Genomic DNA, 25,579 nt, shown 5'->3' with positions numbered 1-25,579 from the left:
AGACCAGCTGTAGCGCCCGGCATTGGCCACCGTGCCGCCGGCGACAGGATCGGTATGCGTGCCGGTGTCGAGATCGAGCACCTCGGCGCCGGTGCCGGTAGCCACACCGCTGATCGCCTGCAACGCGCTCCAGCTGGCCAGTGTCAGCGCCGCGCTTTGCGCCGATAGCGCCGCGGCCTCGGTGGCGATACGGGCGGCTTCGGCGCGGGTCGCATCCGAGGCGGCCTCGGCCGCCCGCAGCCCGGCCGTAGTCCCCGCGGCCTCTGTCGCCGCCAGATAGCCCGGCGCGGTGAACCCCTCCAGGGCGCTGGCGGCGGTCAGAACCGTCTCTACCACGGCCTCGGAGGCCTGAACCCAGAAGCTGGGCGTGGCGGCCGGGACGCTGTTCCCAAGCAGATCTCCCAGCACATATTCCGCCGCCCCCCCGATCTGGATGGTGCCCAGCGACACCTCGCGCTGGACCGAGCCCCTTGCGCGGTCGCTTTCATCCCACTGGGCCGTCACGCTGTAATGCGTGCCGCGCAGGCCTTCGCTGTTGCGCCAGAGGCGGAAACCTTCCGGCAAGGCCCCGGTCTCGTCCATGGTCACGACAAGGGCGGCGGGCAGCAGGATATCCGCGCCCTCGCGGTCCCAGGAGGAAAGGGTGAAGATCAGCTTTCCCCCGGCGAAGGGCTGCCCCGTCGGCAGGGGAAGGCGACCGGTGATCAGGCTGCTGGTCAGGGGCATGGCGGGCTCCGGTGGCGAGACATGAACAGGTGCCGGAAAAGCGGCAAACGGGCTTCCGGCGAAACCGGATACTCGCCGATGAAGGTTGCTGCGGTCTTGCAGGAGCGTACGCTGCCCGCTACGGAACGATATCCGCTGCCTTGCAGCATTGCGGAGGGGGCGGGGCCTGCCCGGTGGGGGCTCCTGTTTAAACGGTGACGGATTGCTCGCTTCATCCGGGTTTGTATGGATATGCGCAGATGGCCGGTTCCGGCTGGTGGTGTGGGATATGTCCGGAGCGTGTTTTCAGCAGGAGTCGACCATATGAAATTTTCGCCGGCATCCGAAGCCCCGGAGGCCACCGCTTCGGATGATACGATTGACCTGCTTGCGCTTTTCAGGACGCTCTGGCGCGAAAAGCTGATTGTGTCTGGTGCGGCGCTTTTGTGCATGATCCTTGCCGGGATCTATGCCTGGCGTGTCGCAGTGCCGCTTTATTCGGCGAATGCCGTGGTGATGCTGGATGCGCGCGAAAATTCCGGCATGGGGCTGAGCGCGATCCTCGGCGGGCTTTCCACCGATTCCTCGACCGTCAATACCGAGGTCCAGGTGTTGCGGGGCCGCACCCTGATCGGGCGGGTTGTCGATGATCTGGACCTGACCGCCGATCCGGAATTCAACGGGGCGTTGCAGCCCGAAGGCCTGGGCCTGAGGCTGCGCCGCAGCATCGGGCTCAGCCCCGAGGCGCCGGTCCGTCCGCCGGAGGAAGAGGCGGCACTGCAACGGGCTGCGACCATCGGCGCGCTGCTGGATCAGGTGACGATCTCGAACATCCCCAACAGCCTGGTGTTCCAGATCGCGGTCACCACCGAATCCGCCGCCAAATCGGCCACCATCGCCGATACGATCGCCAGGCTTTACATCGACGACCAGATGCGGGTCCGCTTCGAGGCGACCGAGGCGGCGATTGACTGGCTGAGCGGCCAGGTGATCGTGATGCGCAAGAATGTCGATGAGGCCGAGGCGGCGGTGCGCGAATTCCGCGCCACGACCAGCGTCACCGATATCGAGAGCCTTGGCGCGCTGGATCGTCAGCTGAAGGAAACCCGCCGCCGGATCGAATTGCAGGCGCAGCAGGCGGCTGACCTGCGGCTGCGCGTCGCGCAGATCGGAGAGGCGGCTGATCCGATGGCGAAGGCCGTGGTCAGCGGCGATGAGACGCTGATCCGCCTTGCCGGGCAGATTGCGGCCGGTGATGCAGAGGCGGCCCGCAGTTTCGATGCCGCTCTGGTGCGGATCACCGCCCAGGCGAGGCAGGATCTGCAACGGATCGAGGCCCAGGACATCCCGCTGCGGGAGTCCGAGAAGAAACTGGCGGCGGATTTCGAGAAACAGTCGCGCGATCTCGTGACGCTCGATCAGCTGATGCGCGAGGCCGAGGCCAATCAGCTGCTTTACGATCAGTTCCAGACCCAGCTGAAAGAAACCCTGGCCCAGCAGGGGATCCAGCGCCCCGACAGCCGGATCCTGTCGCAGGCGGTGATCCCCGACGCCCCTTCGGCGCCGCGCAAGAGCCTGATCCTCGCCATGTCGATGGTGCTTGGCCTGATGCTGGGCACCGGCATCGTGCTGTTTCGGGAAATGACCGCCAACCGGATCCGCAGCTCGCAGGAGCTGGAGGCGCTGACCGGCCAGTCGGTCTTTGCCCAGGTGCCGAAGATCGAGGGGCGCGGCCGCCGGGATGTGCTGGATTATCTGGCCAGGAACCCGGCCTCGGCTGCGGCCGAGGCCATCCGCAATCTGCGGGTCTCGATCCTGCTGTCTTCGGCCGGCAAGCCGCCCCAGGTCATCATGCTGACCTCCTCGGTGCCCGGAGAGGGCAAGACCACCACCACCCTGGCCCTGGCGCAGAACATGACGGCGCTTGGCCGCAAGGTGCTGGTGCTGGAAGGCGATGTGCGGCTTTCGCCGCTGAACGAATATTTCGACGGTATCGCAAAGGATAAGCCGGGCATCGGCGAGGTGATCGAGGGCAGGGTGCGGCTCCGGGATGCGGTGCAGAACATCGCCGGGATCGGCGACGTGCTGCCGGAATCGAAGATCAAGATCAATGCGGCCGATCTTTTCTCTTCCGAGCGGTTCGCGGCGATGATCGCCGAGGCCCGCGGGCTTTATGACGTGATCCTGATCGACACGCCGCCGGTCCTGGTGGTGCCCGATGCCCGTATCATCGCGCAACAGGCCGATGCGGTGATCTTTGTCGTCCATTGGGACCGCACCGGCGCCGAACAGATCCGGGCGGCGATGGATCAGCTGGCGCTGGTCAATATCCGGCCTGCCGGTTTCGTGCTGGCCCGGGTCGATCCCCAGGGAATGCGCCGCTATGGCTATGGCGACAGCTATGGAGCCTATGCCAGCTACGGCAACAGCTACTATACCCAGGAGGGCGACCGGGCCTCATAAGCCGGATCAGCTTTATGCGCCCATGCCGGGCATTGTGGAATTACAGCCTGCCATGCCTGGGCAGGATCGATTGGAAACGGGAAAGATGCGACGCCTGCCAGCGGACCTCCTTTCGGGACATGACGGAAAAGCGCCCCGGAGTTTCCGGGCCCTGCCGGCGCTGTTCCCGCTTATGGCCGCTTTTGGCCTTGCTCTGCCGGCGCAGGCCCGGGACGCCGGGCAGGAGAGCGGGGATCGCAGGATGCCGGGCCTCTCCTCTTATGGGGTGCCGGGCCATATCGACATGCCGTCGGCCTGGGCGCTGCCCGATGGCACTTTCGCCTTCACGCTGAACCAGTTCGGCCCGGATGTCCGGCGCGCCACCATGGCTTTTCAGATCTCGCCACGGATAACCGGCGTCTTCCGCTATTCCTATCTCAGTAATTATTTCTCCAATGGCGGATCGCTTTACGACCGCAGCTTCGATCTGCGCTATCAGATCCTGACCGAGAACCCGAACGGCTGGCGCCCGGCTTTGTCGGTCGGCCTTCAGGATTTCGGCGGCACCGGCATCTTCTCGGCGGAATATCTCGTCGCCTCGAAACATTTCGGCGAGAGCGTCAGCGCCTCGGCCGGGATCGGCTGGGGCCGCTTCGGCTCTTACGGCAGTTTCAGGAACCCGCTTTCCGTTCTTTCCGACCGTTTCGATACCCGCGGCGGCTTTACCGGCATCGCCGATACCGGCCGTGTCGGGTTCGACCGCTTTTTCCGCGGCGATGCCGCGCTGTTTCTCGGGGTTGACTGGCAGGTGACTCCGAAACTGCAACTGAGCTTCGAGTATTCCTCGGATGCGATGGAGCAGGAAACCAGCCGGATGGGATACCGGCATCGCTCGCCGGTCAATCTCGGGATCGAATACCGTTTCGACAATGGCGGCGTGCTGGGGCTTGCGGTGCTGCACGGCTCCGAGGCGTCGCTGAGCTATACGCTGTCTCTCGATCCCGCCCGCCCCTCTGCGCCTTCGGGGCGCGAAACCGCGCCGCCCGCGATTTCGCGGGGCACAACGGCCAGCCTTGCCAGCTGGGGCGATCTCTCCGGCTCCGGCCAGCGCGCGCGGCTGGAGGAGGCGCTCTCCGCCCAGGGGATCCGCTTCGAGGGGCTGAGCCTGAACGGTGAAACCGCCATCGTCGCCATCAGCAACCAGCAATGGGGCAATACGGCCCAGGCCTGGGGGCGTACTGCCCGCGTCCTGAGCGCGGAACTGCCGCAGGATATCACCCGTTTCCGCATCCGCAGCTATGACCGTGGCATGGCGCTGAAGGATGTCACGCTGTCGCGCGCGGATCTCGAAGAGCTGGAATTCGCGCCCGACGGGGCCTGGCAGGCCTTTGTCCGCGCCGATATCCGTGATGCGGGCGCGCTGCCCGATCCGCGTCTCGATCTTGAGAACCTGGCTTCGCTGCGGCTGCTGCCCTATACGGAAACCGCGTTCTTCGACCCGGATAATCCGCTGCGGATGGATTTCGGGGCCGAGTTGCAGGGCGAATGGATGCCGGGGGGCGGGCTCTATTTCTCGGGCGCGATCCGGCAGAAACTGGTCGGCAATCTCGACACATCCACCCGGATCTCGGATTCGATCCAGCAGCATGTGCGCTCGGATGCGGCGCTTTATGCGAAGAATGACGGGCCGTGGCTGGCCTGGGCGACGGCGGAATGGTTCGCGCGGCCCGGCCCCGATCTTTACAGCCGCGTCAGTGCCGGGATCTTCGAGAAGATGTTCGGTGGTGTCTCGGGCGAGATCCTCTGGGCGCCGGCCGACCGGCCCTATGCCCTGGGCGTTGAGCTGAACTATGTGGCGCAGCGCGATTATGACGGGGCTCTGGGCTTTCTCGATTACGATGTGCTGACCGGCCATGCCTCGCTTTATTACGATTTCGGCCGGGGCTATCACGCCCAGGTCGATGCCGGGCGCTATCTGGCCGGGGATACAGGCTCGACCCTCACCCTTACGCGGCGCTTCGGCAACGGGTTCGAGGTCGGCGCTTTCTTCACCCTCACCGATATCAGCTTTGACGATTTCGGCGAGGGCTCCTTCGACAAAGGCATCACCATCAGCCTGCCGCTGTCCTGGATCACCGGCCAGCCGACCCGGCAAAGGGTGGGCCAGGTGATCCGCCCGATCCAGCGCGATGGCGGCGCAAGGCTTTCCATCCGCAACCGTCTTTACGGCCTGACCCATGACGGGACCGGGGCCGCCCAGGGCATCGGCTGGGGAAGGTTCTGGCGATGAGGCGGGGAATGCGACGGAAAACGACCCTCTGCCTGCTTTGTGCGGGGCTGCTGCTGGCGGGCTGCACGGGCAGGGTCGCGCAGGAGATGGTTGACCGCTATGGCGGCAGCGTTCCCGGCGAAGCCGCTGCCCCGCCCGAGGGCGCGGCGCGGCTGATCGTGCGGCTGCCGAAAGCGGGCCAGGCCGCGCTTTTGCACGAGGCGGGGGGGCGCGACGGGGTCCGGCGCTGGCAGGCCAGCGACAATGTGCAGATCTATACCAGAGACGGGCTGATCATCGGCACCCGTGGCCTTGGCCATGATCTGATGAGTTCGGATCCGGGCGCGGCGGCGGCGCTGATCGCTGCCGGCCGTTCCGGGCAATTGCCGCGCATCTACCGGCTGCTTGACGGCGAGGACCGGCTGGAGATCCGGTCCTATATCTGCGACATCCTGCCCGCAAACTCTGAGAAGATCCGGATCGGCGAAAACGAATGGACCATGGCGCTGCGGGTGAACGAGACCTGCCATTCCCCGCGCGGCGCGCTTTCGGCGACCCATTGGGTGAAGGATGGCCGCATCCTGCAAAGCATTCAGACCTTCGATCCGGCGCTTGGCCCGGTCGATATCCTGTTCATGCCATGAGCCCACCCATGGTTCGCTCCGTCGTTCTTTCTGCGATTTCCTCCGTCATTTCACTCTGCGAGGCCCCTTGCCATGCGTAATCCGCGTCCCCTCCGCATGATCCCCGACAGAGTTTTCGGCCAGGCATTCGGCAGGGCGATGGCCGTGATGCTTTCCGGGCTTGCCCTGACCCTGGCCGGCTGCGGCAGCGCCTATCAGAGCACCAGCATCCGCGAGGGGATCGTCGACGGCACCAAGGTGCGGGTGATCGCGCTGACCCCCGAGACCACGCTGGCCGCCAACCGCCAGCCCTATGACCCGCGCGCGCTGCCCGAGGCCTTCCGCGCCACCGCCGGCACCCATGGCTCCATGGCGCGCGGCCTGCCGGCACCGGCCCATCTGCCGGAACAGCGCCAGGGCCTGCCCGCGACCAGGCTGCCCCCCGCCATTCAGCCGGGCCCCTATCAGATCGGGGTGGGGGATGTGGTGCTGCTTGCGACCAAGGCGCCCGCCAATTCGGTGGCGGAACTTTCCGGTCTGCTGGCCGCGCAGAACAACCGTCAGGGCTATACCGTTCAGGATGACGGTGCGATCGCCATTCCCGATGTCGGCCGGGTGCGCATCGCGGGGCTGACGCTGGAAGAGGCCGAGGCGGCGGTGTTCCAGCGCCTTGTCGAGCGCCAGATGGATCCGAGCTTCAGCCTCGAAGTGGCCGAGTTCAACGCCCGCAAGGTGCCGATCGGCGGCGCGGTGGCCAATCCGGGCGTGGCGCCGGTCACCCTGACGCCGCTGACCCTCGATACCGCGCTGGCGGCGGTGGGCGGCATCGCCGCGCCGGACCGCGACACAGCGGTGATCCGCATCTATCGCGGCGGCGAGCTTTACGAGATCCCGGTCACCGCCTTCCTGCGCACCCAGAGCTATCAGAAGCTGCGCCTCGTCGATGGCGATACGGTCTTTGTCGACAGCGATTACGACCTGAGCCGGGCCGAAGCCTATTTCTCGGAACAGCTCGCGCTGCAGGGCGCGCGCGGCGCGGCGATTGCATCCCTGGGCCAGGAAATCGACATCCGCCGCGCCGAGCTGGAGGAGCAGCGGCAGAATTTCAATGCGCGGCTGGAACTGGGCGCCGAGAAGCGCGACTATGTCTATCTGAGCGGCGAAGTCGGCAAACAGGGCCGCTGGCCCCTGCCTTTCGATCAGAGCGCCACCCTGGCCGACGCTTTGTTCGACCAGGGCGGGATAGCTGCGAAAACCGGCAATCCGAAACAGGTCTATGTGCTGCGCGGCTCGCCCGATCCGCGTGAGTTCGGGGCGCTGACGGCCTGGCATCTCGACGCCGGGGCCGCGGCGGGGCTGATGCTGGCGACCCGGTTCGAGCTGCGGCCCAATGATGTGATCTTTATCGCCCAACAGCCGGTCACCAAATGGGACCGTGTCATATCGCAGCTTACGCCCAGCCTGATCACCATTCCGCTGGACAATCTGACCTCAAACTGACCGGCGCCCGGCCGGCGACAGGCAGGCATCCGCGCCCCGGAGGATGCCCGCCTGTCGATACATGCAATGATTGAGCGGGTTTATGCCGGTTTGCGGAAAATCCGTGCAGATCCTGCTTAAAATACGGTCGCGTTTTTTCCGGAAACGGCGCAGTTTCTTGACTCTGTCATGAGTTGCATGGCAAACCGGAAACAATCTCCAGGTTAAGCCCACAGATTTGTCAGAACGAGTTTTTCTGCAGGTGAGACACTTGCAAGTTGTATGAATGTCGCTCGAATATTTCGGAGAACTCTATGCTTGACGGGACATTTTCTCCGCCATGTGAGGGCGAATCTGCGCAAATTGACAGCCCTTTCGCGCAGCAGGCCGGAACCCGTAAGGGGCTCTACAATGCCTTTGGCAAACGCCTGATGGATATCCTGCTTGTGATGGTGTCGCTGCCCGTCACGCTGCCTGTGATCCTGCTGGTTGCGCTCTGGATCGGCAAGGCGCCGTTCTACACGCAATTGCGAATCGGCAGGGGTGGCCGGACCTTCCGGCTGTGGAAGCTGCGCTCCATGGTCCGTGACGCCGACAAGGTGCTCGACAGCTATCTTGCGCAGGATCCTGCGCGCAGGAAGGAATGGGATCTGCACCAGAAACTCGATCAGGATCCCCGGATCACCCGGATCGGTCATTTCATCCGCAAGACCTCGCTCGATGAACTGCCGCAGCTGTGGAATGTGATCCGTGGCGATATGAGCCTGGTCGGACCGCGGCCGATGATGGTCGGGCAGCAGGTGCTTTACCCCGGCACGGCCTATTACCGGATGCGCCCCGGGCTGACGGGATCCTGGCAGGTTTCCGATCGCAATGCGGTTTCGTTCAGCGCCCGCGCGCAGTTTGACGAGGACTACTGCCACCGCCTGTCCTTCGCGAAGGATATCGGCATCATTCTTCAGACCGTCAGGATCGTGCTGCGCGCGACCGGGAAATGAGCGGAGACTCCGGTATGACTGAATCGATTTTCTTTCAGGTGATTGTTCTGGGTTATCTCTTGGTGTCGCTGATTGCGATCACCCTCACCTATCGCGAACAGAAGCGTAACGGCATCTCTTCGCCGCTGTTCCGGGTGATCGGCTTTGCGCTGTGCACCATCTGGCCGGTCGCTCTTGTCGTGCTCGGCTCTGCCCGGCTCTTGCAGCGCGCCTGACGATCCCTGTAAGAATGAGAAATATCCGGGCGCAGAAATGGCCAGGCGGCCCCGCCGGCCTGAGAGCCGGAAAAAACCACAACCGTGTTTCGGTCTGCGCTCTGGGATAAGATCATGAAGCTGCTGATATTGGGGATAAATTTCACCCCAGAAATGATCTCGACCGGGCTTTACACAACCGATCTTGCCGAGATGATGGCCAGGGCGGGGGATGAGGTCAGCGTGGTCACCGCCCAGCCCTATTACCCGGCCTGGAAGATCTTTCCCGGGCATTCGCGCTTTTTGTGGAAAAGCGGCCGCCTCGGGTCGGGGGTGCGCTATGTCCGCTGCCCGCATTATGTGCCGGCAAAACCCTCGGGGGCGCGGCGCATAATCCATCATGCGACATTTGCCATGACGGCCCTGCCGGTTCTTGCCTGGAAAACCCTGATCGGACGCCCGGATATGGTGCTGGTGGTTGCGCCCGCTTTGCTGCCGGCGCCGCTGGCCTGGGCGCTTGCACGGCTTTCGGGGGCGAAACTCTGGCTGCATGTGCAGGATTTCGAGGTCGAGGCCGCTTTCGCCACCGGCCTGCTGAAAAGAGACGGTTTCGCGGGCCGGATCGCCGAACGGTTTGATCGCTGGATCCATCGCCGCTTCGACAGGGTCAGCACGATCTCCGGGCCGATGCTGCGCAAATTGTCGGAAAAGGGGCTGCCGCCCGCGCGGATTTTTGAATTGCGCAACTGGGCGCGGCTCGATGCCGTGGCGCCGCTGACCGGCCCCTCGCCCTATCGCGCCGAATTCGGCATCACCGAAGAACATGTCCTGCTTTACTCCGGCAATATCGCCAACAAACAGGGGCTTGAGATCCTGGCTGACGCCGCCCGGCTGCTGGCCCATCGCAAGGATCTGCGCTTCGTGATCTGTGGCCAGGGCCCCTTCCTCGACGAACTGAAGACGCTCTCGGCGGGGCTGGAGAATATCTCCTTCTTTCCGTTGCAACCGCTGGAGCGGCTCGGGGATCTCATGGGGCTGGCGAGCCTGCATCTGCTGCCGCAGATCGCGGGCGTATCGGATTCGGTGCTGCCCTCGAAACTGACCAATATGCTGGCCTCGGGCCGCCCGGTCCTTGCCACCGCCGAGCCGGGAACCGCGCTGGCCGAGGCCGTCGCCGGTTGCGGCCGCGTCACGCCGCCCGGCGACGCGGCGGCGCTGGCCGGGGCGATCACGGCGCTGCTCGACGCGCCCGACCAGCGCGAGACGCTCGGGCGCGCCGCCCGCGACCGTGCGCTGGAGCAATGGGACAGCACCCGCATTCTCGGGCGTTTCCGCCATGCCGCGCATGAGCTGACGGGCAAGACCCTGCCCGCCGCCGCCGTGACGGATTCCGTGACAGACCCCATGACCAGCAGATCAGGACAGATATGAAAACGGCCCTTATCACCGGCATCACCGGCCAGGACGGCTCCTACCTTGCCGAATTCCTGCTCGAAAAGGGCTATGAGGTGCATGGCATCAAGCGCCGTGCCTCGCTTTTCAACACCCAGCGGGTGGACCATATCTACCAGGACCCGCATATCGACAATGCAAGGCTGAAGCTGCATTACGGCGATCTGACCGACAGTTCGAACCTGACGCGCATCCTCCAGGAAGTGCAGCCCGACGAGGTCTATAACCTCGGCGCGCAAAGCCATGTCGCGGTGTCCTTCGAGGCGCCGGAATACACGGCGGATGTCGACGGCATCGGCACCCTGCGCCTGCTGGAGGCGATCCGCTTCCTCGGGCTTGAGCAGAAGACCCGCTTCTACCAGGCCTCGACCTCCGAGCTTTACGGTCTGGTGCAGGAAATCCCGCAGCGCGAGACGACGCCTTTCTGGCCGCGCTCGCCCTATGCGGTGGCCAAGCTCTATGCCTACTGGATCGCGGTGAATTACCGCGAGGCTTACGGGATCTATGCCTGCAACGGCATTCTCTTCAACCACGAAAGCCCGCGCCGCGGCGAGACCTTCGTCACCCGCAAGATCACCCGCGGGCTGGCGAATATCGCCCAGGGGCTGGAGCCCTGTCTCTATATGGGCAATATCGACAGTCTTCGTGACTGGGGCCATGCGAAGGACTATGTCCGCATGCAATGGATGATGCTGCAACAGGAGGCGCCGGAGGATTTCGTCATCGCCACCGGCGTGCAATATTCGGTGCGCCAGTTCATCACCTGGTCGGCGGCCGAGCTTGGGGTTGAGCTGTCCTTCACCGGCGAGGGTGTGGAGGAGATTGCGACGGTGGTTTCGGTCTCGGGCGACAAGGCCCCGGCGGTGAAACCCGGCGATGTGATCATGCGCATCGACCCGCGTTACTTCCGCCCTGCCGAGGTGGAAACCCTGCTCGGCGATCCGACGAAGGCGAAAGAGAAACTCGGCTGGGTGCCCGAGATCACCGTGCAGGAAATGTGCAAAGAGATGGTGTCCGAGGATCTGAAAGTGGCCAGGCGCCATGCCTTCCTGAAAGCCCATGGGCACGATGTGCCGGTGAGCATGGAGGGCTGAGAGGATGCGCTACAGGGCAGAGATTGACGGATTGCGGAGTATCGCCGTTGTGCCGGTGGTGCTGTCACATGCTGGTCTGCCTTTATTTCACGGCGGTTTCGTCGGCGTCGATGTCTTTTTCGTCATCTCGGGTTTTCTGATCACGACCATTTTGCGTGATGAAATGGCCAAGGAGCGGTTTTCATTTGTTCGCTTCTATGAACGGCGCACAAGGCGCCTGATGCCGGCCCTGCTGGTCGTGATATGTGCCTGCATCCCCTTTGCATGGCTTTGGATGTTGCCCGAGTTTCTGGCAAATTTCGGCCAGAGTATTGTTGCCACCCTTTTGTTCTCCAACAACATCCTTCTGGCTATAACTTCGGGATACTGGGATCTTGAAAGCGGCTTCAAACCTCTTCTTCATACATGGAGTCTGGGAGTAGAGGAGCAGTTCTACATCGTCTTTCCGCCACTGATGCTACTGCTCTGGCGATTTGGTCAGCGCGCGGTGCTGGGCGGAATTATCATTATTGGAATTTCCAGCTTCCTCTTTGCAGAATACGGCTGGAGGCATTTCCCGAGTGAGAATTTCTACCTGCCAATCGGGCGGGCATGGGAGTTGATGATCGGTGCAGCCTGCGTTTTTCTTCCCCGGCGCACCTGTCAGGCGGATGGATTTCTGGCGTTTGCAGGACTGATCGCTATTGTCATCGCGGTGTTCAGTTATACCGAGGCGCGACCATTTCCCTCAGCCTATACGCTTCTTCCTGTAGCCGGGACGGCACTGGTCCTGTTGTTTTGTCGTACAGGAACCTTGTGCCATCGTATTCTTACTTTGCCTCCGATGGTCTGGATTGGGTTAATCAGCTATTCGCTCTATCTCTGGCATCAACCGCTTTTTGCCTTTGCCCGCATATACGCCCTCGAGCCTCCATCCTCCCTTTTGATGGCCGGATTGAGCGTGGTCTCTGTGTGCCTGGCGTGGCTGAGCTGGCGTTTTATCGAACAACCATTCCGCAACACCAGGACAATCTCCTTCCGGACGCTTATCTGCACATGCGGCCTGATCAGTGTCACCCTGCTGGCGTTTGGCCTTTACTTGCATAAGACGGATGGCCGTCCGGACCGGGTGTTCCCGAATATGACATCAACCGGGGATCTCTACATTTCCTACAACGAAAGAGTGAGGGAATATGCTTCCTCCGCCTTCCCGAAAAACAGCAGGATGAATATCCTGGTCGGCGGAAACAGTACCGCACGCGACTTTTCCAATGTTCTGATCGAAGCTGGTATTATTGAGACGCGGAATCTCGTTTATAGAGCCGACCTGTCAAGCTGTCCTCGTGTCGACGAGAACAGCTCCCATGAACTGGACGGTCTGCTGAAGGAAGCGGATCTTGTCATTCTTACTGCCGAGAGTTCCGGAGGTTGCGTACTGCAAACGATGAACAAGCTGGAAAGCACGACCGCAGCTCCAATCCTGATTCTTGGTCCAAAGAACTTCGGCTACAACATGAACCCTTTTGCCAGGGTTGCGCAAAATGATCGTCCTGATACTCGTGTTGCGGTTCCTGCGGAAACGCTGGCTCTGAACGACGATTTTCGCGCGAAAATCGCCCCCGACCGCTACATGGACATAATCGGTATCATCGGTGATGGGCGCACCTTGCCAGTGTTCGATGACGATAGCCTTCCCTTGTCGCAAGATAGGGTGCATCTGACAAAATATAGGGCTGTATACTTCGCCAAAAAGATCTCGGGCTTTACAAACCTCATGGCAATCCTTGGCGATAAGATATAGCTGAATATGCCATTTATCTCACCTCAATCCGACATAACGACAAAGACCTGAATTTTTCCATCAAGCGCACGGGAAGCCTCATGACCTACGCCCTCACCAATAAACGTATCCGGATCGCCGGCCATCGCGGCATGGTTGGTATCGCCGTCGAGCGACGGGTGGCGGCGGAGAAGTAAGGCGATGCGTCGTGCGCTCTTGATCCTTGTCGGTCTTTTTCTGACGTCTGTTGCCGGGGCCGAGGCCTTTGCGCGCTTCGGCCTGGGCCTCGGTACGCCGCCGCTTTATGAAACCGACCCAGAGGTGGAATACCGCCTGCAGGCCAGCCAGTCGCTGCACCGTTTCGGCAATCTCTTCGAAACCAACGAGCGGCATATGCGCAGCCCGACGCTGATCGGTGAAACCCGGCCGATCTGGCTGGTGGTCGGCGACAGCATTCCCTTTGCCGGTGGCCAGGTGGACCAGGCTGATCTCGCCACCTCGCGCCTGACAGATGAAACGCGGATGGTCGCCAATCTCAGCGCCGGTTCCTGGGGGCCTGCGAATGAGCTGGCGGCGATCAGAGCGAATGCCGATCTGCCGCTTGCCGGGATCGTCGTGGTGCTCAACAGCGATGATCTGCCGGACGTGCCGACCTTCGCGCCGCTTGATCCGAACACCCACCCGACCGAAGCCCCGGTCCTCGCCCTGCAAGAGGCGCTCATCCGCTATCTGCCGCGCTATCTGCCCGCCTCCCTGAAGCCTGCGCCGCTGCCGCCTGTATCCGCAGACCAGCAGCAAGCCGACCTCGCGGCGGGACGGCAGGATTATCAGGATCTTCTGGCCGGGCTCGCAGCACAGGGTATTCCGGTCTGCCTCGTCCTGCATCCTTCAAGGCTGGAACTGGAACCGGCCCCTGTCCCGGACGCAGAGACCATCCGGCGACGCGAAACAGGCCTCGCCCGCTTCGCGGAAATGAGCGATCTTGCAAAGGTGGCCAGCATCCCTGTCGTTGAAGCTGCCGATGACTATCGCAATGAGGGTGCTGCCCCCCAGATCTACCTGGACGGATTGCACCTCACCGCCACCGGGCAAGCCGCACTTGCGCGTGCCATTGAGCGCTGCATGACCGAAGCAGCCGTGCCCGGCCCCAAAGAATGAGCCTCACATGACCTACGCCCTCACCAACAAACGTATCTGGGTCGCCGGCCATCGCGGCATGGTCGGCGGCGCCGTTGTCCGCCGTCTGGCCTCCGAGGGTTGCGAGGTCATCACGGCCGGCCGCGATGTGGTCGATCTGGTCGAGCAGGCGCAGGTCCACGCCTGGATGGCAGAGGAAAAGCCCGATGCCATCGTGCTTGCGGCAGCCAAAGTCGGTGGCATCAAGGCCAATAACGATTTCCCGGTCGACTTCCTCTATCAGAACCTGATGATCGAGGCGAATATCCTGCAAGCCGCGCATGAGAATGATGTCGGGCGGGTGCTGTTTCTCGGCTCCTCCTGCATCTATCCGAAGCTGGCGCCGCAGCCGATCCCGGAAGACAGTCTGCTGACCGGCCCGCTGGAGCCGACCAACGAATGGTATGCGATCGCCAAGATCGCCGGGATCCGGCTGACCCAGGCCTACCGCCAGCAACATGGCCGCGACTGGATCTCGGCCATGCCGACCAACCTCTATGGCCCGGGCGACAATTACGACCTGAATTCATCGCATGTGCTGCCAGCGCTCTTGCGCAAGTTCCACGAGGCGAAGGTGACCGGCGCTGAACAGGTGGTGGTCTGGGGCTCCGGCACGCCTTTGCGCGAATTCATGCATTGCGACGACCTCGCCGATGCGCTGGTCTTCCTGCTGAAGAGCTATTCCGGCCATGAGCATGTGAACGTCGGTTCCGGCACCGAGGTCACGATCCGCGAGCTGGCCGAGACCATCGCGAAGGTGGTGGGCTATGAGGCCGAACTGGTTTTCGACGCGACCAAACCCGACGGCACGCCGAGAAAGCTGATGGACAGCGCCCGCCTGCATGCGATGGGCTGGAACAAGGTGCGTAACCTGGAGGAGGGGATCCGGGATGCCTATCGCGCCTTTCTCGCGCATGAAGACATCGAAGCGGCATAGACAGATTATGGCTCTGATTAACCAGTTCGCTGGACGCCCTGCCCCCTTGGCATCGACGAGGTGGAAAAACACCTTCGCCCAACTCTATGCGATCAGCGCCATCCTGCTCGGTATCATTCATCTGACGACAGGATCGATGCTGATCCTGATTTTTGTCTTTACAGTGATCTCGCTGATCGGGGCGGGTTTCCTGATGAAGGGAAATCCGCGCTACTCGGATTTTTTCATCTTCCTGCTATCCGCCTATTCCGGTTATGCGGCCCTTTTGATGAAAGCGATCCTCGCCCAGCCACTGCAACAGAACCTGATGGTTCCTGTGCAATCGGCAGCCTATTTGTTCATAGGGTTTTGTTCTATTACGAGCTGCGCCATAGCCGCGGACCTGATTGTGGGCAGCCGCCAGTCGCCGATTGGTGCGAGAATTGAAACCCCCGTCTTCATGCGTAATGCGTTGATTCCGTTATTTATCATGGGTTTTGCAACCCGGATTCTTCACGTGCTTTTTAATCCGAGCATCAAGGATGGAGCCGATATTGGCTCTGGTTTTGGAGGGTTTGGCACCTTCGAATTTATTCTGTCTCTTGCCTGTGTGATTTTGCTGAGGCTATACTCCCTGCGTCGCACATCACCTTATGGGGCCACGATTATTATAGTCATGGTCGCGATTGCCATTCTTTCCGTGATAACAAATACAAAGAAGAATATCCTAGACTTTGCGCTACTGGGAGTTGTTTCCGTCTACGCCTTCGACATAAAGGTCAAGCCTAGGGTTCTTACATTATTCGGACTTCTTATGGCAACCGTAATTCTATTTATCTCCCCCGCGATCCACCTGATGCGTACTGGATTTCGTGACATGACTGTGATGGAGCGGATCACAGGTATGTATACGCTGATAGAACAGCATGGGTTCAGTCCAGCCGCGCTGTCTGTTGCAGAAGGCGCATTCATGAAAAATTTTACCTACAGCTACAATGAATATGGAAGTTACATATATCCTGATGCACAAAACATAGATCGATTTTCCTTAATTTTGCCCATTGATCAAGTCGCGCGTGGCTTGGATTCCATGGGCACTATGGGGGTTTCTCCGTTCTTCGAAGAGATAGGGGAATCCGTTATGCCCTCCGTGTTAATAGACAAAGATCCAGAAACCGGGCCAGATTTGATTGCCTGGAAATACAGCATACGGGCAAACACATCCATTGCGCGACCGGTCATAGGTTTTACAGCCAGCTCTTTGGCAGCTCAGGGGCTTTTGGGAGTGATATGCTTGCCATGGCTTCTCCTTCTGCCTTTTTTTGTTTTTTCAAACTACTTTTTTGGAAATATTAAAGGAAGAGTTTTTGGCGTGTTTGTCGTGGCGATCGCCTTCCAGATGGTTGAAAAAGAAATTGATCAGGTTATCCCGTTTGTCTTTCGGACTGGACCTGTCATCATCCTCACCGTTCTGATTTTCCTGCGGATGTTCTCGCGCCAAATACGTATCGGGAAGTTCGCGCTTTGAAGACCATGGTCGGCCGAAATCTGCTTGCTCAGCTTTACAGCCAGGTCGTCACTTTCGCGATCCAGCTCGGGACCGTGCCTTTTCTGATCATGGCATGGGGGGTCGACCGCTTTGGCGTCTGGCTGCTGTTGACGGCCATTCCGAGCTATCTGGCGCTGGCGGATTTCGGTTTCACCTTCATCGCCAAGAACGACATGACCATGCGGGTGGCCAAAGGCGACAGGAATGGCGCGCTTGTCACCTATCAAAGCATTTTCGTTCTGCTTCTGATCGGCTGTACGGGTTTTGCGGCGGCCCTTACTTTAGGTGTTCTGGCTGCACCGCTCGACCACTGGTTTGACCTCGGGGAGGAAAGCCTGTCTACCGCGCGCGAGGTGCTACTGCTGCAATTCGGAGCGGTGCTCGTCTACCAGTTTTTTCTGCTCTCCTGTGCGGGGCTGCGCTGCGAGGGAATGGCCGCGACCGAGGCCAGCCTTGCAGCCACCAGCCGTCTGGTAGAGGCGATGGGTGTGGTTGGCGTTGCCTTGTCGGGTGGCGGGCTGGTCGCGGCAGCGATTGTGGGACTTGTCGTGCGGATGGGGTTCACGATCGGGACGCTTGGCTGGCTCGCACGCAAGGCCCCGTGGTTGCGGCTCAGCTTTGCCCATCTGGAGCGGGCACGTTTGCAAGCACTTGCGGGGCCATCGCTCTCCTACATGCTGGTGCCGATCTCAAACGCGCTGCTGATCCAGGCTCCTCTCGTTATCCTCGGTGCCTTTGCAACGCCTGCGGCGGTGGCGCTTTTCGGTGTGACGCGGACGGTCGCCCGTCTGGGAATGTCGGGGGCCAACATGCTGGCCTACGCGTTCACGCCCGAATACAGCCATGCCGCCGGGGCAGGCGATACGCTACGGTTCCAGCGGAGCCTGAAGCGCCATCTGGTTCTTTTTCTGATCGGATTTGCGCTTTACCTGGCCCTGTGCCTCCCCTTTGGCAGCTTGGGGGTGCAGATGATTTCAGGCGGCAAGATAGCGCCGGTTACCACGCTCGTCTGGCTGATGGTGGCAGGTGTTGCCCTCGAAATGCTCTGGAACAGCCTGTTCGCGCCGCTGGTCGCACTCAACCGACACCGTCATCTTCCTGTCCTGATGACCTCCGCAGCCGCGGTGGCAATCTTGGCATCGCTTGCCTGGCCCACAACGACGGGGGTCGCTCTCATGATACTTCTCGCGCAAGCGGGCATGTTCACGACCGTTGCCCTTGAGTTCCGTCGCAGCCATATGAGGCAACAAATACAAGATAGAGACAGGGTATGAGCAGAGCGGACGTACAGGCGGGCCGCATCGTCTTTGCGGCCCTTGAAAGCTATTCGATGGTCGGCGGGTTGCAGCAGTTCAATCGGCGGGTGGTTTCGGCGTTATCCTCGCTGGCGGAAAACGCGCATGCGCCTCATCCGGTGGTGGTTCTGAAGGGCGATAAGCCCACCGATGTTGCTGATCGGCCGGAAAGAGTGCGCTTCCACGCCTGCGGTGCCTCGCGGATACAGTTCGCGCGTCAGTTGCTGACGGCGGTGACATCTGCCGATATCCTGCTGCTTGGCCATGTGAATCTGCTGCCTTTCGCTCTGCTGGCCAGGCTCCGCCGGCCCCGGCTCAGGGTCGTGCTTTTCGTCCATGGCCATGATGTCTGGGGCACCCCCGGCACTCGACCTGTCCGCTGGTGGGAGCCGCTTCTTGCCCGCAGCCTCAACCGGGTAGCCTCGGTCTCGGCCTTTACCGCCGGGCGCATGGCCAAAAGCTTTCGCTTGCCGGCCAGCACGTTCTCGGTCTTTCCGAATGCCGTTGATGCGCTGACTGCCGCCCCCGCAAAAGACAGCTCCGGCGCCCCCCACCTCCTGACGGTATCGCGGCTGGCCGCCCATGACGGAGGCAAGCACCACGACACGGTTCTGCAGGCCATGCCCCGCATTCTTCAGGAGATTCCCGAGGCAAAATACCAGGTCATCGGCGACGGCGTCCTGCGCCCGGGTCTGGAACAGATGGCAAGGGATCTGGGTGTCGCTGATTCCGTCATCTTCTCGGGCCGCGTCAGCGACGAGGATCTCGCCCGTGCCTATGCCGAGGCCGAGATCTTCGTTATGCCATCCGAGAAAGAGGGTTTCGGCATCGTTTTTCTTGAGGCATGGCAGCGGGGCCTGCCCGTCATCTGCGGAACCGCCGATGCAGCACATGAGGTCGTAAGCGACGGCGTGGATGGGTTCGCCATTCCTCATGATGACCCGGGACAACTTGCCGACAAGGTGATATCGCTTCTGAAGGACCCTGCGCTCGCCCGACGGATGGGAGAAGCCGGTCACGACAAGGTCGCATCTCAATACATGATGCCGCGCTTTACCGCGAACCTGGACCAACTCCTGAAAGACGTTATGGCATGAGCCCCCCCCTGCGCATCCTCCATATCATCGCCTCGGTTGATCGGGCCTCGGGCGGTCCGGTGCAGGGACTGGCACAGGGTATCCCGCTGCGGGAAAGCTGGGGCCAGCAGATCGAGGCGGTTACTCTGGATGCGCCGGACGCGCCTTGCATTGCCGAATTTCCCTGCAAGGTGCATGGCATGGGGCCGACACCGCGTCGTTATGGCTATACGCCAAAGCTTGCCGCCTGGATTGCCCGGAACGGGCAGAGGTTCGATGCCGCCGTGATCCACGGGTTGTGGAACCACGCCTCTGTCGGCGGCTGGCAGGGGCTGCGCCGCGCGGGCCTGCCCTATGTGATCTTCACCCATGGGATGATGGATCCCTGGTTCCGCAAGGCCTATCCGCTGAAGCACTGGGCCAAGCAGCTGTTCTGGACTGTCCAGGGCCGGGCCTTACGCGACGCAAACGAGGTGCTCTTTACTTCAGAGGAGGAGAAGCGCCTCGCTGAGGGCGTGTTCTTCGGGTATCGCTACACGCCCCGGGTGCTGGCCTATGCCGCCGCCGAGGCTCCGCCCAAAGGCGCCGGGGATGAAGCCGCTTTTCGCGCGTTTGTCCCTGACCTGGGCGACCGCCCCTATCTCCTGTTCCTCAGCCGCATTCATGAGAAAAAGGGGGTCGATCTGCTGCTCGAAGGTTTCGCCAAAGCCGTCCGCCGCCCTGACCTGCAACTGGTCGTCGCGGGCCCCTCCCATGGTGATCTGGGCGAGCGTCTTCAGGCCCAGGCCCGCGCGCTCGGGCTTGCTGACCGCGTGCATTGGCCGGGCATGGTCAAGGGGTCGGCCAAGGCCGGGGCTTTCCGGGGCGCCGGGGCCTTTGTCCTGACCTCGCATCAGGAGAATTTCGGCATCGCCGTCGCGGAGGCGCTGGCCTATGGCAAGCCGGTGCTGATTTCCAATCAGATCAACATCTGGCGCGAAATCGAGGCCGGTGGCGGCGGCATCGTCGCCCCTGATACGGTCGAAGGGGCCGCGCAGGTCATCGCCGCATGGGAGGCGATGACATCTGAAGCCCGCCTGGCCATGGGAAAATCCGCGCGCGCGGTCTATGAGAAGAACTTCACCGTTGAAGCTGCCGCCCGCGATCTGACGGCGGCTCTGGAGCGGGCCGCACAGACCAGACAAAGACACAAGCGATGACGACCGAGCTACGCCCCGCCCCATCTGACACGCCGGAAAATACAACACCTTCAGCCCTCGGGCGCAGCCCGTTTTCGCGCGGCCACATTCTTTTGCGTGCGGTCTGGAATCTGACCTGGCTTCTCTTTGCCTCCTGGACACCGCCGCAGATGCGGGTCTGGCGGGTGTTTTTGCTGCGCCTTTTCGGGGCGAAGATCGGCAAACATGCCGATGTGCGCGGCTCGGCGCGTGTCTGGTATCCGCCAAATCTTGAAATGGCAGATCACACCATCCTCGCCGGCGGGGTGAACTGCTACAATATGAACAAAATCACCCTGCATACACGCTCCATTGTCTCGCAGCGCAGCTTCCTTTGCGGTGGCGATCACGATATCCGGCAGCCTGATCTGCCGCTGATCACAAGGCCGATCGAGATCGGCCCCGATGCCTGGGTGGCAGCCGAAGCCTTTATCGGGCCCGGCTGCCGGGTGGCTGAAGGTTGCGTCGTCGGGGCCCGCGCTGTGGTCATGCGCGATCTGGAGCCCTGGGGGGTTTATGCCGGCAACCCTGGCCGAAAAGTCTCGACCCGGGTTCTCAGCCGCTGATCCCTGCCTGAGACCGAAGGGGCCCGAGCGGAGCAGAATGCGTTAGGAATGCATTAACCTTACCCCATTCATAATGGTGATATCCGGCCCGGGACCAAACCCTGCGCCGCGCCCAGCCATCACGGGGTCATCACCATGCTCTTCTCGGTTGTGACTGTCACATTCAACAATCTCGAAGGGCTGCGGCAGACTGCGGCCTCGCTGCCGGCAGATTGCAGACTTTATGAATGGATCGTGATTGACGGCGCCAGCCGGGATGGCACCGCAGCATGGCTGAGCAGCCAAAACCGCCAGGACCTCCTCTGGGTTTCCGAACCCGACAGCGGGATCTTTGATGCGATGAACAAGGGGATCATGAGGGCCCGGGGCGATTATGTGATCTTCATGAATGCAGGTGATGCCTTCGCGTCAGATGACGTTCTGCCGGCTCTTGCCGCTTTTCTCGGCACTGCGCGCCCTGATCTGCTTTATGGCGACAGCATCGAGCGGGACATGACCGGCGGGACATGGCTCAAACCGGCCCGCAGCCCGGCCTGGAACCGCTATGCGATGTTCACCCACCACCAGGCGATCCTTTATCGGCGGGACCGGCTGGCAGCGGGGTATGATCCGGCCTACCGCTTTGCCGGAGACTGGTCATTGACCAGCAGGATTCTGGCATGTCCGGGACGGCAGGTGCTGCACTTTCCCGGCGTGATCTGCCATTTCCTCAGGGGGGGCGTTTCGCAGCGCAACGACCATCGGCGACGGATCAATGCCGAGCACTGGCGCATCCTGCGACAGGAATATCGGCTGGCCCTGCCGCTGGCTTTGCTGCTCTATCATGGCAAGCTGCTGGCCAACCGCTTTCGCCATGCTCTGCCCCGCCTCTATGACCGGATCCGCTTTTCGGACATGCCGGACTGAGCGGCATATGCCACAGCCAGAGACACTTACCGCGATCATCATGAGCCTGAATGAAGAGCAACATATCACACGTTGCATCGAGAGCCTGCGTCCGGTGGCAGAGCGGATCGTTGTGGTCGACAGTTTCTCGACAGACCGGACGATTGAAATCGCACAGAGGCTGGGCGCAGAGGTGCTGCAAAACAGGTTCGTCAGCCATGCGCATCAGTATCAATGGGCGCTTGACAGGCTGGGGGTTACATCCGCCTGGATCCTGCGCGTCGACGCAGATGAGTATCTGGAAACCGTCTTACAGCAATCGATCCTGGAGTTTCTGGCCGATCCCGGCGCGGTGAACGCGGTTTTTCTGCGCCGCAAGATTGTCTTTCTCGGCCGCCCTATTCTGCATGGCTTTTTCTATCCGCTGAAAATCCTGCGGCTTTACCGCACAGGACAAGGCCGGATGGAACAACGCCGGATGGATGAACATATTACTGTCGACACTCCCGTCTGCCGGACACTGGACGGCGATCTCGTAGATGACAATCTCAACTGTCTTGCCTGGTGGAGCAGCAAGCATATTGGCTATGCCCGCAAAGAAGCCTGGGAAATCATAGCCTGCCGCCAGGGAGGCCAGAGTGCCCCCCCCCTCTCAGGCGCGGCAAGGCGTAAGCGGTTTCTCAAGAACCGGGTCTATAACCGCCTGCCCTCTGCCCTGCGCAGCACGCTTTACTTCTTTTACCGCTATGTGATCGGTCTCGGCTTTCTCGACGGCAAGGCGGGCTTCTTCTTCCACTTCCTCCAGGCCTATTGGTATCGCACCTATGTCGATGCCACGCTTTACGAGATCGAGCGCCAGGCGGCCGCCGAGGGGCTGAGCGCTTATCAGATGCTGCGGCGCGACGGCATTCTCTGACAGCCCTCCGGTGACGGCGCCCGCACTCAGACCGGGCGCTTCTTCAGCCAGCCAAGGAAGGCCGCATCAGAGGAGCGCAGCCGCGGCCGGCCCGAGCGCTGCCAGACATCGCGCCATTCCGCCTCCAGCGCATAGATATCCCAGCCTGGCATCAGCGCGCGGGCCGCGGTGATGGTCGCCTCCTTCAGCACCGGCCCCTGCCCCGGCAGCACCACCAGATCGCGCCGCGTGACCAGGATGATATCGCCCGGCTCCTCGGCCAGATGGTAATCGGGCAGATGGTCGCTTGCGATCATGTCGCGCATCATCTTGCGAAACACCCGGAGCGGGCTCGCCGAGCCGGATTTCTGCGCCAGCACCGCCATCGAGATCCGCCATTCCGGCTGCCGCCCGCAATGTTTGCGCGACAGCTCGTAAATCCGGCGCTCCAGCGGTTTGCGCAGCCGGAAATAATCGCGCGACAGCGTCAGCACCGATTTCGACATCACCGCCCGGAACAGCCATTCCGACAGCGTCACCGCCACCTGGACCATCCGCCCGCCCTTCGTCGCGCGCAGGATCTGCCAGCTCTCGATCAGGCCGAAACCCGTGGTGATCTCGGCGCCGCCGTCCGTCACCATATTCGTGGTGATCCTTGTGCCGGCCAGACGCTCGAACGCCTCGCGCAGGCGGGCGTAACCATCCCCCGAGGTCTCGCGATTGGTGGCAACCAGCAGGTCATGCGCGGTCAGCCGCAGATGCCGGCTGATCTCGCGCCCGGCATTCAGCGCCGCCATCAGCTGGCTGATGCAATAGATCAGGATGTCCTTGTCAAAGAGCGTGGCCAGCCCCCTGACCGAGGGCACCACGGTGATCGCGGTCCCGTTCCGCTCATAGCTGAGGATACGCCGGTCGGGCCGGGTCGAGAGCGAGAAGACCGGATGCTCCATACTGGCCATGTCATCCTTGGGCAGCACATCGATCAGGTCACAAAAGAAGAACCCCGCATCGGTATGCCGCTCGGGCAGCCATACCGCTCCCCGCACTGCCAGTTGTCCCGGATCTGCCATCCGTCTGCCTCCTGCGCCCTCGTCTCTGGTGGCGGGCCTGTCGCCCGCTCTTCTCCGGTGCCCGTTTACGGTGCTGACCGGGTCTTTTGTGCATGAGCCCCGCCGCAGCTTTCGCGCTTCGTGGTTTCATTGACGCTCAACTTATCCACAGGAGGCCGGATTGGCCAGGACAAATCCCCCGGGTGATCGTGGGATCAGAGTCACCACAGCGTGGGATCAGAGTCGGGCTGACGTGGTTTCGGAATCGCAGCCGAGCCGATGAAGGATGAATATCCATTTTAAAACAACGGGATAAAGAAAGAGCTCTGACCACGTAACTAATACTATAACATGATAATAACAGAACACCGCCAGATCAGCCGATTATGGCGGCCACCGCCAATGCCAACAGTTCCGCCTCTATCCGATTGATTTTGCTATGAAATGGTAAGTTTTTCCACAGATGTGCGCTCTTTGCTTTCATGTTGTGGCTTTTGCTGTATTTTGAAGAAAAGAGCGCACATGAGGCAGCAATGGCCCGCGAATCGAGCCGTGAGACAGAGATCCCGAACCCGCCCTATTTCAACCTTTCCCCCGATCAGGAAGAGACCCGGCTGGGGCCGGTGATCGGAACCGGAGAGCTGGCCCGGATCGCCGAACGCGCGGCCCGGGGCCGTGATGAACTGGCCAGCCGCGGTCTTGGCGAAGAGGGGCGCAAGGCGCTGCGGATGTTCTCGACCTGGGAAATCACCCGCTACCTGATCCCGGTCGCCCAGGGTCATTTCCGCCGCGTGCTGAAGGCCAATCCGGATCTGCCGCAGGGGCGCTCGGAAACCGAGGGCGGCGCGAAATGGTTCACCCTTGATGAGGTGCTGCGGCTCAGGGCCTGGTTCGCGGCCGAGGGGGCGAAGCATCGCGACTACCTGCCCTATCGCCCGAAAGGCCTGCCTGCCAAGATCGTTGCGGTGGCGAATTTCAAGGGCGGCGTCGGCAAGACCTCGACCTGCGCGCATCTGGCGATGTCGGCGGCGCTGGACGGCTACCGGGTGCTGGTGCTGGATCTGGATGCGCAGGGTTCGATGACCTCGATCTTCGGCGGCAAGGTGGCCGATGAATGGGGCACCGCCTTCCCGCTGATCGCCCGCCATTACGCCCGCCATCTGCAAAGCGACAACCGCGCCCGGGTGGATCGCGGCGACGCGCCGCTCGCGCTGGATGCGACGCTGAGCGAGGCGCTGAAGACCGATCCGCGCAGCGTGGTGCAAAAGACCCATTGGCCGAATATCGACCTGATCGGGGCGCAGCTGAACCTCTACTGGGCCGAGTTCCAGATCCCGGTCTGGCGGATGCAGTCGCGCGGCTGGAAGCTCTGGGATACGCTGACCGACACTTTCGCGGAAAGCGGGCTGCTCGATGACTATGACCTGATCTTTCTCGATACCCCGCCTGCCCTTGGCTATCTGACGATCAACGGTCTTGCCGCGGCGGATGTCCTTCTGGTGCCGACCGGCGCCTCGTTTCTGGAATTCGATTCCACGGGGCGGTTTTTCGACATGCTGCATTCCACCTTCGCCTCGATCGAAGAGGGCGAGAATATCGCCGCCCGTGCGCTTGGCCGCGAAGAGCTGGCCTTTGAATGGGATGCGGTGCGCACGGTGATCACCCGCTATGATGGCGCGCAGCAGGCCGAGATGGCGGCTTTCATGCAGACCTGGCTGGGCGCGGCGATGAACCCGCAGCGCCAGGAATTCACCGCGCTGATCGGCCAGGCCGGAGAGCAGGTGAACGGCATCTACGAGGCCGATTACCGCAATTTCAACCGCGAGACCTATATCCGCGGCCGCGAGACCTTCGACACCACCTGGGCCGAGTTCAAGCGGCTGCTTTACGGCATCTGGCGGCGCGATGAGCGGGCAGCCGCAGCCGGTGCCGGCAAATGA

At 61.8% G+C, this 25,579-nt stretch carries 21 protein-coding genes; 19 read left to right on the top strand and 2 right to left on the bottom strand.

Annotated elements, in window-relative coordinates; genetic code table 11:
* Window positions 1-726: hypothetical protein (locus tag XINFAN_RS21235; RefSeq protein ID WP_199286502.1), on the bottom strand; the 726-nt coding region annotated here is incomplete at its 3' end.
* A gap of 303 nt (window positions 727-1,029) precedes the next feature.
* Here XINFAN_RS21235 and XINFAN_RS21230 point away from each other — a divergent pair.
* The 18 genes from XINFAN_RS21230 to XINFAN_RS21145 all read left to right on the top strand — a co-directional run bounded on the left by XINFAN_RS21230 (window position 1,030) and on the right by XINFAN_RS21145 (window position 22,611).
* Complete coding sequence (locus XINFAN_RS21230) at window positions 1,030-3,168, top strand: GumC family protein (RefSeq protein ID WP_160144702.1); 2,139 nt, start codon at window positions 1,030-1,032, stop codon at window positions 3,166-3,168.
* Window positions 3,169-3,409: 241 nt separating this feature from the next.
* The gene (locus tag XINFAN_RS21225) at window positions 3,410-5,437 is read left to right on the top strand and encodes a YjbH domain-containing protein (RefSeq protein ID WP_160144701.1); all 2,028 of its coding nucleotides are present in this window, start codon (window positions 3,410-3,412) and stop codon (window positions 5,435-5,437) included.
* Between the two features lie 8 nt (window positions 5,438-5,445).
* Window positions 5,446-6,060: a YjbF family lipoprotein gene (locus XINFAN_RS21220; RefSeq protein ID WP_160144700.1), complete on the top strand. Its 615-nt coding sequence runs from the start codon at window positions 5,446-5,448 to the stop codon at window positions 6,058-6,060.
* 147 nt (window positions 6,061-6,207) lie between these two features.
* A complete protein-coding gene (locus XINFAN_RS21215; protein ID WP_199286503.1) occupies window positions 6,208-7,539 on the top strand; it encodes a polysaccharide biosynthesis/export family protein in 1,332 nt (443 codons plus the stop codon).
* Between the two features lie 410 nt (window positions 7,540-7,949).
* Window positions 7,950-8,516 (top strand): sugar transferase, encoded by a 567-nt coding sequence (locus tag XINFAN_RS21210; protein WP_233352463.1) that lies wholly within the window; start codon window positions 7,950-7,952, stop codon window positions 8,514-8,516.
* A 14-nt stretch (window positions 8,517-8,530) separates the two neighbouring features.
* The gene (locus XINFAN_RS21205) at window positions 8,531-8,731 is read left to right on the top strand and encodes a hypothetical protein (RefSeq protein ID WP_124088833.1); all 201 of its coding nucleotides are present in this window, start codon (window positions 8,531-8,533) and stop codon (window positions 8,729-8,731) included.
* Between the two features lie 114 nt (window positions 8,732-8,845).
* Window positions 8,846-10,141: a WcaI family glycosyltransferase gene (locus tag XINFAN_RS21200; protein ID WP_124088832.1), complete on the top strand. Its 1,296-nt coding sequence runs from the start codon at window positions 8,846-8,848 to the stop codon at window positions 10,139-10,141.
* Complete coding sequence (gmd, locus tag XINFAN_RS21195) at window positions 10,138-11,256, top strand: GDP-mannose 4,6-dehydratase (RefSeq protein WP_124088831.1); 1,119 nt, start codon at window positions 10,138-10,140, stop codon at window positions 11,254-11,256. Before XINFAN_RS21200 ends, gmd begins: the two co-directional genes overlap by 4 nt.
* A gap of 4 nt (window positions 11,257-11,260) precedes the next feature.
* Window positions 11,261-13,036, top strand: a complete 1,776-nt coding sequence (locus XINFAN_RS21190) for an acyltransferase family protein (protein WP_124088830.1) — start codon at window positions 11,261-11,263, stop codon at window positions 13,034-13,036.
* 180 nt (window positions 13,037-13,216) lie between these two features.
* Window positions 13,217-14,173 (top strand): SGNH/GDSL hydrolase family protein, encoded by a 957-nt coding sequence (locus XINFAN_RS21185; RefSeq protein ID WP_124088829.1) that lies wholly within the window; start codon window positions 13,217-13,219, stop codon window positions 14,171-14,173.
* Window positions 14,174-14,180: 7 nt separating this feature from the next.
* Entirely contained in the window at window positions 14,181-15,128 is a 948-nt protein-coding gene (fcl, locus tag XINFAN_RS21180; RefSeq protein WP_124088828.1) for a GDP-L-fucose synthase, read from the top strand.
* A gap of 7 nt (window positions 15,129-15,135) precedes the next feature.
* The gene (locus tag XINFAN_RS21175; protein WP_148087164.1) at window positions 15,136-16,635 is read left to right on the top strand and encodes a hypothetical protein; all 1,500 of its coding nucleotides are present in this window, start codon (window positions 15,136-15,138) and stop codon (window positions 16,633-16,635) included.
* Complete coding sequence (locus XINFAN_RS21170; RefSeq protein ID WP_124088826.1) at window positions 16,632-17,930, top strand: lipopolysaccharide biosynthesis protein; 1,299 nt, start codon at window positions 16,632-16,634, stop codon at window positions 17,928-17,930. The genes XINFAN_RS21175 and XINFAN_RS21170 overlap by 4 nt, the downstream gene beginning before the upstream one ends.
* On the top strand, window positions 17,927-19,048 hold the full coding sequence (locus tag XINFAN_RS21165; protein ID WP_124088825.1) for a glycosyltransferase family 4 protein: 1,122 nt from the start codon (window positions 17,927-17,929) through the stop codon (window positions 19,046-19,048). Before XINFAN_RS21170 ends, XINFAN_RS21165 begins: the two co-directional genes overlap by 4 nt.
* Window positions 19,045-20,226, top strand: a complete 1,182-nt coding sequence (locus XINFAN_RS21160; RefSeq protein WP_199286501.1) for a glycosyltransferase — start codon at window positions 19,045-19,047, stop codon at window positions 20,224-20,226. Before XINFAN_RS21165 ends, XINFAN_RS21160 begins: the two co-directional genes overlap by 4 nt.
* Before the next feature lie 149 nt (window positions 20,227-20,375).
* Window positions 20,376-20,810 carry an LbetaH domain-containing protein gene (locus tag XINFAN_RS21155; RefSeq protein WP_199286500.1) on the top strand — a complete coding sequence of 145 codons (435 nt, stop codon included), beginning with the start codon at window positions 20,376-20,378 and terminating at the stop codon, window positions 20,808-20,810.
* A 135-nt stretch (window positions 20,811-20,945) separates the two neighbouring features.
* Window positions 20,946-21,716, top strand: a complete 771-nt coding sequence (locus XINFAN_RS21150; protein WP_124088823.1) for a glycosyltransferase family 2 protein — start codon at window positions 20,946-20,948, stop codon at window positions 21,714-21,716.
* Window positions 21,717-21,723: 7 nt separating this feature from the next.
* Window positions 21,724-22,611, top strand: coding sequence for a glycosyltransferase family 2 protein (locus tag XINFAN_RS21145; protein ID WP_160144699.1), 888 nt, complete (start codon window positions 21,724-21,726; stop codon window positions 22,609-22,611).
* A gap of 26 nt (window positions 22,612-22,637) precedes the next feature.
* Here the strand turns inward: XINFAN_RS21145 and XINFAN_RS21140 are convergent, their stop codons facing one another.
* A complete protein-coding gene (locus tag XINFAN_RS21140; RefSeq protein WP_124088821.1) occupies window positions 22,638-23,660 on the bottom strand; it encodes a replication initiator protein A in 1,023 nt (340 codons plus the stop codon).
* Window positions 23,661-24,172: 512 nt separating this feature from the next.
* On the opposite strand from XINFAN_RS21140, the gene XINFAN_RS21135 reads away from it, so the two are divergent.
* Window positions 24,173-25,579, top strand: a complete 1,407-nt coding sequence (locus XINFAN_RS21135; protein ID WP_124088820.1) for an AAA family ATPase — start codon at window positions 24,173-24,175, stop codon at window positions 25,577-25,579.

It is taken from the genome of Pseudogemmobacter humi (assembly GCF_900609055.1).
GTDB classification, from domain to species: domain Bacteria; phylum Pseudomonadota; class Alphaproteobacteria; order Rhodobacterales; family Rhodobacteraceae; genus Pseudogemmobacter; species Pseudogemmobacter humi.
The sequence above is the reverse complement of the archived record's forward strand: the minus strand, read 5'-3'. Positions and strand labels throughout refer to the sequence as shown.